This is a genomic window from Rhodonellum sp., assembly GCF_030656585.1.
Lineage (GTDB): Bacteria > Bacteroidota > Bacteroidia > Cytophagales > Cyclobacteriaceae > Rhodonellum > Rhodonellum psychrophilum.
This window is the reverse complement of sequence record NZ_JAUSPP010000064.1, coordinates 1-12,485: the sequence shown is the minus strand read 5'-3', so window position 1 is coordinate 12,485 and position 12,485 is coordinate 1. Positions and strand designations below refer to the sequence as shown.

At 42.1% G+C, this 12,485-nt stretch carries 10 protein-coding genes and 1 tRNA gene; 8 read left to right on the top strand and 3 right to left on the bottom strand.

All coding sequences use genetic code 11. From position 1 onward, the window contains the following. Positions 1-135: 135 nt before the first annotated feature. Together Q7J63_RS16375 and Q7J63_RS16370 are read left to right on the top strand one after the other, a co-directional pair. A tRNA-Val gene (locus Q7J63_RS16375) sits at positions 136-210 on the top strand. A gap of 99 nt (positions 211-309) precedes the next feature. Further along, positions 310-579, top strand: a complete 270-nt coding sequence (locus Q7J63_RS16370; protein WP_304887672.1) for a GIY-YIG nuclease family protein — start codon at positions 310-312, stop codon at positions 577-579. A 239-nt stretch (positions 580-818) separates the two neighbouring features. On the opposite strand, the gene Q7J63_RS16365 is transcribed toward Q7J63_RS16370, so the two are convergent. After that, positions 819-2,660 (bottom strand): TonB-dependent siderophore receptor, encoded by a 1,842-nt coding sequence (locus Q7J63_RS16365; protein WP_304887671.1) that lies wholly within the window; start codon positions 2,658-2,660, stop codon positions 819-821. 170 nt (positions 2,661-2,830) lie between these two features. Between Q7J63_RS16365 and Q7J63_RS16360 the strand changes: the two genes are divergently transcribed. Then, positions 2,831-4,789 carry a M1 family metallopeptidase gene (locus tag Q7J63_RS16360; protein WP_304887669.1) on the top strand — a complete coding sequence of 653 codons (1,959 nt, stop codon included), beginning with the start codon at positions 2,831-2,833 and terminating at the stop codon, positions 4,787-4,789. A gap of 38 nt (positions 4,790-4,827) precedes the next feature. Here the strand turns inward: Q7J63_RS16360 and Q7J63_RS16355 are convergent, their stop codons facing one another. Together Q7J63_RS16355 and Q7J63_RS16350 are read right to left on the bottom strand one after the other, a co-directional pair. Continuing rightward, the gene (locus Q7J63_RS16355) at positions 4,828-5,274 is read right to left on the bottom strand and encodes a VOC family protein (RefSeq protein WP_304887667.1); all 447 of its coding nucleotides are present in this window, start codon (positions 5,272-5,274) and stop codon (positions 4,828-4,830) included. Between the two features lie 177 nt (positions 5,275-5,451). Continuing rightward, positions 5,452-7,089, bottom strand: coding sequence for a S41 family peptidase (locus Q7J63_RS16350; RefSeq protein WP_304887665.1), 1,638 nt, complete (start codon positions 7,087-7,089; stop codon positions 5,452-5,454). A gap of 169 nt (positions 7,090-7,258) precedes the next feature. Here Q7J63_RS16350 and Q7J63_RS16345 point away from each other — a divergent pair, with 169 nt between their 5' ends. From Q7J63_RS16345 to Q7J63_RS16325, 5 genes are all read left to right on the top strand, one after another. After that, complete coding sequence (locus tag Q7J63_RS16345; protein ID WP_019598080.1) at positions 7,259-8,017, top strand: regulator of cell morphogenesis and NO signaling; 759 nt, start codon at positions 7,259-7,261, stop codon at positions 8,015-8,017. After that, on the top strand, positions 8,017-8,430 hold the full coding sequence (ruvX, locus tag Q7J63_RS16340; protein ID WP_304887664.1) for a Holliday junction resolvase RuvX: 414 nt from the start codon (positions 8,017-8,019) through the stop codon (positions 8,428-8,430). The genes Q7J63_RS16345 and ruvX overlap by 1 nt, the downstream gene beginning before the upstream one ends. Next, positions 8,427-8,981 (top strand): peptide deformylase, encoded by a 555-nt coding sequence (def, locus tag Q7J63_RS16335; protein WP_304887662.1) that lies wholly within the window; start codon positions 8,427-8,429, stop codon positions 8,979-8,981. The genes ruvX and def overlap by 4 nt, the downstream gene beginning before the upstream one ends. A gap of 53 nt (positions 8,982-9,034) precedes the next feature. Beyond that, positions 9,035-9,841: an amidohydrolase gene (locus Q7J63_RS16330; RefSeq protein ID WP_031327301.1), complete on the top strand. Its 807-nt coding sequence runs from the start codon at positions 9,035-9,037 to the stop codon at positions 9,839-9,841. 210 nt (positions 9,842-10,051) lie between these two features. After that, entirely contained in the window at positions 10,052-12,286 is a 2,235-nt protein-coding gene (locus tag Q7J63_RS16325) for an NADP-dependent isocitrate dehydrogenase (protein WP_304887659.1), read from the top strand. Positions 12,287-12,485: the final 199 nt, after the last annotated feature.

Below are 12,485 nucleotides of genomic sequence, written 5' to 3'. Positions count from 1 at the left end.
TTCAAACTCTTTGGGAGTTTAGCTCAGTTGGTTCAGAGCATTCCGTCCAAAACGGAAGGGTCGAGGTTGGTAATATCTCAACTAAAATCTCATTATTCTAACCAAAAGCGGTTAGAAAATTTATTCAAACTCTTTGGGAGTTTAGCTCAGTTGGTTCAGAGCATCTGCCTTACAAGCAGAGGGTCGGGGGTTCGAATCCCTCAACTCCCACAATTATTTGATTCAGAAGATTTTACTTCAAACGGAAGGGTTGCGGTCTCGGATCTTTAAACTATCAAAATATGCCTCCAACGAGGCTTTTTTCATTTTATGGCCTATCATTTTTACATATTGAGTTCCAGAACCCTTCAAAAATATTATTTAGGCCATACCGGTGAAGTTTTGGAGGAAAGATTAAGGAAGCACAATTCCAATCACAAAGGATTTACCGGCCGGTCAAATGATTGGGAGGTGATTTATTTTAAACCTTTCGGGACAAAAAGTTTGGCATATAGACGAGAATTGGAAGTCAAATCCTGGAAATCAAAAGCAAGGGTTGAGGCACTGATCAAAGGCCACTTGCCTGATTTCAAATTATGAAATGATATTTGTTTCAGACCATTCCGTTTCAAACGGAAGGGTCGGGGGTTCGAATCTTTAAATTACCAAAACATGTCTTGAACGAGGCTTTTTTTGTTAAGGACGAAATATCATTTTTCAGTAATCCAAAAATTTGCAAACATCTTCTGGCCTGACCAATTTTATAAGATTTGTTTTTACAAAAGAAAAGCGCAAACCACAGGTTCACGCTTCCCAATCATTTTATGAGTGTTTAACGATCAATAGAGATTCACCAAGAATCCTGCCTTAAACCATCTTCCCGGCATCTGAACAAAGCCAGCCTCTACATAATCGGTATTGGTGATGTTTGAAACTTCGGCGAAGAATCCCACGGTTTTCATTCTGTTGTAGTCTGCCCGCGCATCAAGAAGGAAATAGGGGTCAAGGGACATTCTTTCTATATACCTCGACTTCACATTGAGTTCCAATTTTTTCAAGAACTCCATTTGGATTCCCCCAATGACTTGGTGGCGTAATGAATTCAGCGCATATCTAGATTCCAAACCCTCTGCTTGATCTAGGTTGGCGTCGATATAATTATAACTTAGGGAAACATCCTTGATTCTTGCCATTTTGGGGCCTGAATTTAGGCTGTATTGGATGGCGGCTTCAATTCCCTGGAAATTAACCTGACTGATGTTTCTAGGAGTCCATTTATTTGGGTTAGGAGAAATGTCGCTCGGTTCACGGTTCCAATCGATCAGGTTGTTGGTGTGGCGGATAAAATAGACTGCTTCAAACCTGACATTTCTCTTGGATAATTTCCATCCCAATTCAAAATTTTGGGCTTCTTCTGGCAAAAGATTGGGATTGCTTTCGTTGCTTGGATCTTGATAATAAAGTTCTGTAAAGGAAGGGATCCTAAAGCTTGCACCATAGTTGGCATACAATCTTGAATTTTCATTCATTTGGTAGCCAATCTCTGCTCCGGGAAAATGCTTCCAACCATATTCATTATAATAATTGGAATAAATGCCTGCCCTGAAATCTACTTTTTCAGAAAACTCAATCCTATGCTCGGCAAATACCCCCAGAAATTCGCGATCTCTTATTCCGAGATTACTGCTTTCTATCTTTTCTTGGCGCACTTCCAATCCCAAACCACTCACACCATATTTGCTATTATAGCTTCCATTTGCTTCCAATGCGAAAACATCGGAGGTGTGGAGATTGGTGAAAAATTCTGGCTCGTTTCTTCTCAATCTGAATTCATCGTTTGTTCTTCTCCAATATCCCCTCGTCTCAAGTTTAAAATCTTGGTACCTATAGGTATGGCTGAGTGCGGACAAAAGGGTTTGGATGCTTTCCCACTGATCAGGGAAAGAATTGGTGTAAAAACCATTGGCACCAAAGGAACGGTCTGAATAGCCAACCATCGCCTTCAGTTCGTTCTTTTCATTCAATTCAACGCCACCTTCATAAAAGAGGTTGGTTACTTTGAAATCAGAATTATACCAATGTCCGTCTGCAGCATCGTGAGAGATGGAAAGCGTCTGTTTGTATTTCCCGACGGGTAAGGAGGAGACAATACTGCCACCTCTCATCCCAAAGTCACCACCAAATCCCTGAATGCTCAAACTTTTCTTTTCGGGAAGATTGGTGATCACATTGATGGCGCCAGAATAGGCATTTTGTCCATAAATACGGGAGGCAGGTCCTTTTAAAACTTCCACTCTTTGTATGGCCTGCAATGGGATGGGGACATTCATCAAATGGTGTCCAGTCTGGGGGTCGGTGAGTTTGATGCCATTGATAAGCATTAAGGTTTGTTCAAAGCTGCCTCCCCGGATCCCGATGTCCCCTTGTACGCCGCTTATTCCTCTTTGCCTGACGTCTATCCCCGGAGTGAAGGAGAGCACTTCCTGTAAACTTCTGGCTGGAGTGGTCTCTAGATCTTTTCTGTTGATAACATTGATGTTTCTAGATACTTTGCTGAAGGGAATTTCAATCCTGTTTTCTCGGATGATTATCTCTTTAAGATCAATGGCTGTTGTATCATTTTGAGCATTGACTGAAAGGGCAGACAATACCAAACTGGAAAGGAGTAAACTTTTTCTCATTGAATAGGTAGGTGAATTTTGGACAAATAAATGCTGTTTTGCCTCTAAAAACAAATCAAGCGGAATTCTTTTCATGGGTATATATTCTTTCCTTTCTTTGAACATTTAGATTTTTTGTTCCGTATTGAATCTGTATTTTAGCCTTATTATTCATTATTATTTTAAAAAATATGAGACAATTGAGATTTAAAATTTTGTTGTTTTTTTCAACTATTTTGATTTGCTTTTCCATTCAAGGCCAGCAGGTAAAGGACAATAAGGATGGAGCGTTTACTGAATTGGGATACAGACAAGGTTCTGCATACCGTACCGCCTCAGGAAAACCTGGGCCTTTTTATTGGCAAAACAGAGCGGATTATGCCATTGAGGTAACTCTGGATGAGGAAAATAACAAGATAAAGGGCAAGGTCTCCATCACTTACAAAAACAATAGTCCCGAGGCACTGGATTTCGTCTGGTTGTATTTGGAGCAAAACAGGTTTACCGACAGCTCCAGAGGAACGCTGACTTCCCCGATCCAAGGAAATCGATATGACGGGGATACTGATGGGGGTTACGCCATCAATAATGTCAAAGCTCAATTGTCGGGAAGAAACAAATCTGTTTCAAATGAATACCTGATAGACGATACCAGAATGCAAGTGTTTTTTGCAGAGCCGATTCCTGCCAATGGTGGTCAGGCGACTGTTTCCATGGATTTTGAGTATAAAATCCCACAAAAAGGGATGGACAGAATGGGCAGGCTTAAAGTGAAAGATGGAACCATCTATGCCATGGCACAATGGTATCCAAGATTGGCTGTTTTTGATGACGTCAGTGGTTGGAATACGGAGCCCTATCTTGGCGCAGGAGAGTTTTATTTGGGTTATGGAGATTTTGATTATAAAATAACCGTTCCTTTCGACCACATTGTCGTTGGTTCTGGGGAATTGATCAACCCAAGCCAGGTGCTTACCAAAATCCAACAGGATAGTCTGAAAAAAGCTTCCCAAAGTGATGAGCGGGTATATATCATCAGTCCTGATCAGGTAAATAAACCTGCCACAACAAGACCAAAACAAGAAGGTACAATGACTTGGCACTTTAAGGTTCAAAATGCCCGTGATGTGGCTTTTGCTTCTTCCAAATCATTCATCTGGGATGCGGCACGCATCAACCTGCCAAGCGGGAAAAAAGCGATGGCGCAATCCGTCTATCCCATCGAATCTGATGGGGAAGGTGCTTGGGGAAGATCCACCGAATACAGCAAGGCATCCATAGAACATTACTCCGAAATGTGGTATGAATACCCCTATCCATTGGCGGTCAACGTGGCAGCCGAAATCAACGGGATGGAATATCCTGGGGTGAATTTTTGCAGTTGGAAATCCACTGGAGAAGCACTCTGGGGAGTGACAGACCATGAATTTGGCCACAATTGGTTCCCGATGATCGTAGGAAGCAATGAGCGAAGACATGCATGGATGGACGAAGGTTTCAATACGTTCATCAATTATTACAGCAACAAAGCCTTCAATAATGAAGAATACAGCAACGACCTCATCCAAACGCGGAATTATATTGGCTGGCTGACAAATGAGGAACGAGAACCACTCGTCACTGCCCCGGATAGAGCACAGACAAATAATCTAGGAATGATTGCCTACATGAAGCCTGCCTTGGGCTTGGTGATGTTGCGGGAGTATGTTTTGGGAGAGGAGCGCTTTGACAGGGCTTTCCGCTCATACATCAAAACGTGGGCTTACAAACATCCACAGCCCAACGATTTCTTCAATCACATGGAAAGTGTGGCCGGAGAAAACTTGAACTGGTTTTGGAAAGGTTGGTTTTATAGCAATTCGAATATCGATTTGGCCATAGATGGTGTATATCCATATGGCGCCAATTACGTGGTGGCACTTTCAAGCCGAGGGGAAATGCCTATGCCCGTACTTTTGGAAATCACCTATGAAGATGGAGAGAAAGAGCGAAAAATGCTGCCTGTAGAGATTTGGTTCAAGGGAAACAAATGGAACCATTTACTCAAAGTGGATAAAAAAGTAGTTGCTGTGGAAATCGATCCTGATAAAATCATCACGGATATCAATGTGGCCAATGACAGGTGGCCAATGAAAATATACCAACAATAAAAACAAACAGCTGACCGAAACCGGTCAGCTGTTTGTTTTTAATAGTCATCGTTGATTTCGATCCAGTAACCATCCGGATCAGTGAAATAAATTTGTTTGATCCCGTCGGGGCGAATGTTTACCTGGTTTTTATTGCCTGGCCAATCCTCAAATTCAATTTTTTGCACAGCCAAATTGGCAATAAAAGCATCCATGTCTTGCACACTAAAACAAAGGTGATTGATTTTGTTGATAGTAATCGGTTCCCAAGGTGCTTCTATGATATGCAGGGCAACATTGTTTCCAATGTCATACCAGGCATGGAGGCCGTCCTTAAAAGGCTCATCGATCTCCTCGAATTGTAGAACGTTACTATAAAAATCAGCGCTTTTTTTCAGGTCGCTGACGTAAACAGCGATATGCGTGATTTTTCCTTGGGCAAATATAGGGTTACTCATGACACATAATCCAATGAACAGGGAAAGGTTTATCAATAGCTTTTTCATGGCTTTTAGGTTTAGAAACCCAAGTTATGTTTTTTGACTTCGCCAAAAAAGGAAAGCCGGGTGGAGTCTATAAAAGGCCAAGCATTCGTGTTGACCTTTTCATTTGATACCCAATAAAAAGTCGGTTTCAATTGCTTTTGAAACCGACTTTTTGGTGCTAGGATACATTCGTTTATTTTAGTTCGCTTTTTCAGGAGAGAAAGCTAATTTTTCTGCTTCATCAAAGAGCAATATTGCACGGAGGTAAACCTCATTGATGTCATTTATCACTTTGTAGAAAGCATTTTCGCCATAAATACTTTGACCCATTTGTGCTTTGATGACAGTTTTTAGGTATGCTTTGGATTTGTTGAAATCTTTCTCCTCGAATTTGACTTTTTTACTCTCACCCAATTTGATCAATGATTGCAACATCTCCTCAGAAACCTGGTATTTTTTGTAATACTCCTCAAAGGACATTCCATCAAATTTTTTCTTGTTTGTATCAAGATAATCCAAGATAAACTCTCTTCCTGCATTGGAATTGAAGAGTCTATTGACATAGCTGCTGCTCATGGTCGTGTCAAGAGGTACAAAATAATCCGGCATAATCCCTCCGCCACCATAGACAATCCTTCCTGCGGGAGTTTCGTATTTCAAGCTATCATTGAATTTGATGCTATCGGCACTGAAGAATTCGCCATGTTCATATCTGTTGGCAAAATCCATTTCGTATTTTTGATCTTTTCCATATGGCTTCTGGATAGATCGACCAGTAGGTGTGTAATACCGGGCAATGGTCAATCTCAATTCTGCTCCATCTGACAAATCGATGGGAGACTGTACCAAACCCTTTCCGAATGACCTTCTTCCGACGATCAATCCACGGTCATTGTCTTGGATGGCACCGGCGACGATTTCGGAGGCAGATGCACTTCCCTCATTGATTAATACAATCACCGCACCGTCCTCGAAATTCCCTTTTTTCACAGCATAGGCTTTTTGGTTGTATCGGTTTAATTTCCCCTGCTGGGAAACGATCAAAGCATTGTTGGAGAGCATTTCGTCAGCCATACTGATTGCTGCTCCCATATATCCACCTGGATTGCCTTGAAGATCGAGTACAAGCTTTTTCATACCCTGCTCCTTCAACTCAACAACTGCCTTTTTAAACTCTTCATAAGTTGTCGCTGCGAAACGGGTCACTTTGATATAGCCGATTTCATCATTGACCATGTAAGAGGCATTGACGCTGTATTGTGGTATTTTGTCCCTGATAATATCGAACCGGATCAGATCCTTTTGTGATTTTCTCTTGATGTCCACGGCGACTTTGCTGCCATTTGGACCTCTAAGCAATTTAAAAACGTCATTATTGGTGATGCCTGTGCCTGCGACGGTCTTTCCATCCACTACAATGATTTGATCACCAGATTGGATGCCAAGCTTTTCAGAGGGTCCACCAGTGAGCGGGGAAACCACATAAATAGTGTCTCTGATGATTCCAAATTCCACCCCAATTCCGTCAAAGGCGCCCTCCAACTCGGATCTTGCCGCTACTGCATCTCTTGCTGGGATGTAGCTGGAATGCGGATCAAGCTTCTCAAGCATTTTGCCTATGCCAAACTCCACCAGTTCGTTGGTGTTCACGCTGTCCACGTAATCCCGATTGATGTAAGTAATGATTTCCTGAACTTTATAGATGGCTGCTTTGAGATCATTCCGATCCGTTTTTGGCTCCGCAAATGTAGCCCCTATCCAAATGCCGGCAGAAATAGCCAAGGCAAGAATGATGGGAAGTCTTATTTGCGATTTTGTGTTTTTGATTTCGCTCACGTTATCCTGTTTTATTGAATGGGGTTTTCTTTTTTATTAGGGCAATTTCAAGATGTTGAATTTAACTCTAAACAACATTTAAAACCATTTCGTTTTTATTAACGCAACAAATTCAATTTAGGTAGTGAATTTCGCCCAAATTAGCCCAAAAAACTTTACTTTTGTATTTATGATGGATTCCAAAGATATTCATAAAAGCCCGATCAAAGACCTGATTTCAGAAAATTATGTCTTTGCATCGGTTTTGCATTACTTTGGAATCAGTTTTTTCCTTTACGAAGAAAATTCCCTCCAAGAGGTTTGTCAGAAATTCAAGGTAAATGCGAATCAATTGGTTTCGGAGCTGGAATCCATTGCCAACAGAAAGGAACCCACTTCTGAAGAATTGTATTTACACCCCATAGAAGTCTTGGTGGCCTACCTCAAAAAAAAGCACTACTATTTTTTAAGACAGGAACTGCCTTTTTTGTCCAGTATGGTTTCAGGAATCAAACAGGAAAACGAATTTGAAGCAATTCTGGCGGATTTAAGAATGATGTTCCCCCTTTTTGTGGAGGATTTTATCCATCATGTCCACGAAGAAGAAAACAGGCTATTCAAGCGCATTCAATTGTTGCACGAAATAGAAAGGGATGAATATAGATTGACGGATGCCATCATGATTTTGGAGGGAAGTCCTACGGCCCGCCTTGCCGAGGCGCACGAAGCCCATGACGATGAAATGGAAGGTATCAGGAAGTTGACAAAGGACTATTTCTTGCCTTTGGATGCTCCGATCAGCATGAAGGTTTTGTACCACGAGCTTCAGAATTTTGAGAGGGAACTGATTATCCACGCCCAAATCGAAGATCAGCTTTTGTTTCCAAAGGCGGTCGAGTTGGAGAGGGAAGTGTTGAGAAAAATCAAAAAGAAAATTAACAGCAATTGATGGGGAGGGTGATAGCAATAGATTTGGGAACCAAACGGACCGGAATTGCGGTTACCGATGCGCTAAAGATTTTGGCCAATCCTCTGGAAACAGTAGAGACCCCCAAATTAATGGACTTCTTGGCGGATTATTTCAAAAAAGAACAAGTGGAAACCATCGTTTTGGGATATCCGAAATCACTTGACGGCTCCGACAATGAAATGACTCCCAGAGTCATTAGCCTAAAGGACCGTTTGTCCAAGATGTTTCCAGACAAAAAACTGGTACTGGAAGACGAAAGATTTACCTCCAAAATGGCCATGCAAAGCATGATCACGATGGGGAGCAAGAAAAAAGACAGAAAAGAAAAAGCCGGCAACCTGGATAAAATCAGTGCTGCCATTATATTACAATCCTATTTGGAACAATTATGATTTATCCGATAGTCGCATACGGAAACCCAATATTGAAAAAAGAAGCCGAAGAAATTCGGGAAGGGGATGATCTATCCACCATCATCAAAGACATGTACGCCACGATGGATCATGCCAGTGGTGTAGGTCTTGCTGCCCCACAAATCAACCAAGGAATTAGGCTCTTTGTCATTGACAGCAGTCTGATGCTGGACGAAGAAGATACCGAAGTAGGCGTGAGGAGAGCTTTTATCAATCCGATTATTCTCGATGAATATGGAGATCATTTTGGTTTTGAGGAAGGCTGCCTGAGTATTCCTGAAATAAGAGCTGAAATTATCAGGCCTGAAAAATTAACCATAGAGTATTTTGACGAAAATTGGACCCTTCGCGAAGAAGAGTTTACGGGTATGACTGCTAGGGTAATCCAGCATGAATATGACCATCTTGAAGGGATACTTTTTATCGATTATTTGAAAGGCCTGAAAAAAAGAATGGTGCAGAGCAAATTGATTGACATCAGTAAAGGAAGGATTTCCACGGATTACAGGATGCTCTATCCTTTGAGATAATAGTTTTGCCAATGGGAATCTCCCATTGGTTTTTTTTTGAACTTCTGAATTTTATGGAAAAACCTAATATCGGACTTTTGAAGATTGCAATGGTCCAAACCGATCTTTTTTGGAAGGGAGTAACGGCCAACTTGGCGATGCTGGAGGAGAAAATCTGGACCATAGACCAACAGGTGGATTTGATCGTTCTCCCGGAAATGTTTTCCACGGGATTTACGATGGATGCAGCCGAAATGGCAGAACCCATGAATTTCACTACCTGCAAATGGATGAAACAAATGGCGGCCCAAACCAATGCTGTTTTGACCGGAAGCATCATCATCAAGGAAAACTCGAATTATTACAACCGCTTGCTATGGGTTACGCCTGAAGGCCATGTCTCCTGGTACGACAAGCGGCACCTTTTTAGGATGGCTGAGGAAGATCAAAGTTTTTCAATGGGTTTGGGCCGAATCACGTTCGATCTGAAAGGATGGAAAGTGTTTCCGCAAATCTGTTACGACCTTAGGTTTCCGGTTTGGACAAGAAACAGAATGGAAAATGGGTCTTTTGAATATGATCTTGTACTTTTTGTGGCCAATTGGCCAAGTCCACGTATCAATGCCTGGGACATTCTACTCAAGGCAAGAGCAGTGGAAAACCTGAGTTATGCCATTGGTGTCAATCGGGTGGGGCAGGATGGAAACGGAATTCCTTATTCAGGGCATTCTGGTGCCTATGATTTCAAGGGGGCACAAATCGCCTTCTCCGAAATAAAAGAAGAGATTCTCATAGTGGAACTGGACCATCAAGAACTGGAGCATTACAGGGAAAAATTTCCGGCATGGAAGGATGCCGACGATTTTGATATCCGTTCATAAAACAAGGGGCTTACACAAGGAGCCGATTCTTTGAAACTGCGATATTTTCCGTATTTTAGCCCAAATTTGTGGCTTTCACCCTTTGCGAATTGCTTCAAAGAGAAATCATCCTTTTTCAAAATGTTAAAATTGCTTGGGAGTCCTTCACCTATCAGGAGAGGGCTCAAATAATCAAAAAGAAAAACCATTTAACCATACAAATCAGAAAAAATGACTGCTAAAAAAGCTAAAATTCTTTATACCCTTACCGATGAAGCACCGGCCTTGGCCACCTATTCTTTTTTGCCCATTGTAAAAGCATTCACGGAGTCTGCGGGAGTAGTCGTGGAGACTCGGGATATTTCCCTTTCGGCTAGGATTATTGCCCAATTTCCCGAATATCTAAAGCCCGAACAGCGTGTCAACGACGATCTTGCAGAACTTGGGAAAATTGCCAAAACTCCGGAAGCCAACATCGTCAAATTGCCTAATATCAGCGCTTCAGTCCCGCAGTTAAAGGAAGCGATCTTGGAATTGCAGCAGCAAGGCTATGCATTGCCGAATTATCCGGAATCCCCTAAGACAGAGGAGGAAAAAGCCATTCAATCCAAATATGACAAAGTAAAGGGAAGTGCAGTAAATCCCGTTCTCAGGGAAGGCAATTCCGATAGAAGAGCACCGCTTGCTGTCAAGCAATATGCCAAAAACAATCCCCATAGCATGGGGAAATGGAGTGCAGATTCCAAAACCCGTGTTGCCAGCATGACCAAAGGTGATTTTTACGGAAGTGAAAAATCATTGACTTTGGAAAAATCCGTTGCTGTGAGCATTGAATTTGTCAATACTGCCGGAGAAAACAAAAAACTCAAAAGCAATCTTGCCTTAAAAGAAGGTGAAATCATTGACGCATCTGTGTTGAGCATAAAAGAACTCAATGCGTTTTTTAAAGCCCAAAAAGAAGCTGCAAAAAAAGATGGGGTATTGTTTTCCTTACACCTGAAAGCCACGATGATGAAGGTTTCGGATCCGGTGATTTTTGGACATGCGGTGAAGGTATTCTTTGCGCCTGTATTTGAAAAACATGAAAATGAATTGAAAGAAATCGGCGTTGACGTCAATAATGGATTTGCGGACTTGGTTTCCAACCTTGGGAAGCTTCCTTTGAACAAGAAACAAGAAATAGAAGCAGATATTCAGAACTGCTTGGAAGAAGGTCCTGGATTGGCCATGGTCAACTCTGACAAGGGAATAACCAACCTCCATGTCCCAAGTGATGTCATCGTCGATGCGTCCATGCCTGCCATGATCAGAACTTCGGGTAAGATGTGGAACAAAGACAACAAACTTCAAGACACCATCGCCGTCATTCCAGACAGAGCCTATGCTGGAGTCTATCAAGAAACCATTGATTTTTGCAAAAAGCATGGAGCATTTGATCCAGCGACGATGGGAAGTGTCCCCAATGTGGGACTGATGGCCCAGAAAGCCGAAGAATATGGTTCTCATGACAAAACCTTCGTGATGCCCCAAGATGGAACGGTCAGGGTAGTCAGTGAATCGGGAAATGTTTTGATCGAGCATGAAGTAGCCTCCGGAGATATTTGGAGAATGTGCCAGACCAAGGATGCACCAATCCAGGATTGGGTGAAATTGGCTGTCAATAGGGCCAAAGCCACAGGATTGCCAACACTGTTTTGGTTGGATAATAAAAGGGCACATGATATCGAATTGACCAAAAAAGTAAAGAGATACCTTGCCCAGCACGACACCACTGGTTTGGATATCCAGATTTTGACCCCTGTGGAAGCGACAAGGGTTTCCTTGGAACGCATCATTGAAGGGAAGGACACGATTTCTGTTACCGGAAATGTCCTTCGGGATTATCTGACCGACTTGTTCCCGATTTTAGAGTTGGGTACAAGTGCAAAAATGCTCTCGATCGTGCCATTGATGGACGGTGGAGGTCTTTTTGAGACTGGTGCGGGTGGGTCTGCCCCAAAACACGTAGAACAGTTTTTGGAGGAAAACCACCTTCGATGGGATTCACTGGGAGAGTTTTTGGCACTTGCGGTCTCGCTTGAGCACCTCTCCAACACTTTTGGCAATCAGAAGGCAAAAGTACTCGCTGAAACCCTCGACCAAGCAACTGGGAAATTCCTGGAAAAAGATAAATCTCCATCAAGAAAGGTGAAAGAGCTGGACAATAGGGGAAGTCATTTTTATCTTGCACTTTATTGGGCGGAAGCCTTGGCAGCCCAAGATAAGGATGCGGATTTGAAAAATAAGTTCTCCAATTTCGCTCAAGAACTTGCCAAAAATGAAACGAAGATTGTCGGGGAGCTCAACGATGCACAGGGTTTTAAAATGGATATCGGGGGGTATTACAAGCCCAATGCCGAAAAAACTGCCCAAGCATTGCGTCCCAGCAAAACTTTCAATTCCATTTTGGAAAGCATCAAGAATTAGAATATTCAAGGTTCAAATAAAAAATCATTGATTAAGATAAAAGAGGCGGCATATTTGCGAGGCCACTGAAAAAGTAGCTAAAACTGAAGGTAAAATTTTGAAAGCGACTAAGTCATTGACAAGAGTGACTTAGTCGCTTTCTTTTTTTTCGCCACTAGCTTTTAAAATTTCTCTATTGAAGCCTATACCGAACTAATTT

What these genes read in the sequence shown, in the direction of transcription:
- Q7J63_RS16370 (WP_304887672.1), top strand. Translation starts at nt 310, where the DNA reads ATGGCCTATCATTTTTACATATTGAGTTCCAGAACCCTTCAAAAATAT.
- Q7J63_RS16365 (WP_304887671.1), bottom strand. Translation starts at nt 2,660, where the DNA reads ATGAGAAAAAGTTTACTCCTTTCCAGTTTGGTATTGTCTGCCCTTTCA.
- Q7J63_RS16360 (WP_304887669.1), top strand. Translation starts at nt 2,831, where the DNA reads ATGAGACAATTGAGATTTAAAATTTTGTTGTTTTTTTCAACTATTTTG.
- Q7J63_RS16355 (WP_304887667.1), bottom strand. Translation starts at nt 5,274, where the DNA reads ATGAAAAAGCTATTGATAAACCTTTCCCTGTTCATTGGATTATGTGTC.
- Q7J63_RS16345 (WP_019598080.1), top strand. Translation starts at nt 7,259, where the DNA reads ATGATGGATTCCAAAGATATTCATAAAAGCCCGATCAAAGACCTGATT.
- ruvX (WP_304887664.1), top strand. Translation starts at nt 8,017, where the DNA reads ATGGGGAGGGTGATAGCAATAGATTTGGGAACCAAACGGACCGGAATT.
- def (WP_304887662.1), top strand. Translation starts at nt 8,427, where the DNA reads ATGATTTATCCGATAGTCGCATACGGAAACCCAATATTGAAAAAAGAA.
- Q7J63_RS16330 (WP_031327301.1), top strand. Translation starts at nt 9,035, where the DNA reads ATGGAAAAACCTAATATCGGACTTTTGAAGATTGCAATGGTCCAAACC.
- Q7J63_RS16325 (WP_304887659.1), top strand. Translation starts at nt 10,052, where the DNA reads ATGACTGCTAAAAAAGCTAAAATTCTTTATACCCTTACCGATGAAGCA.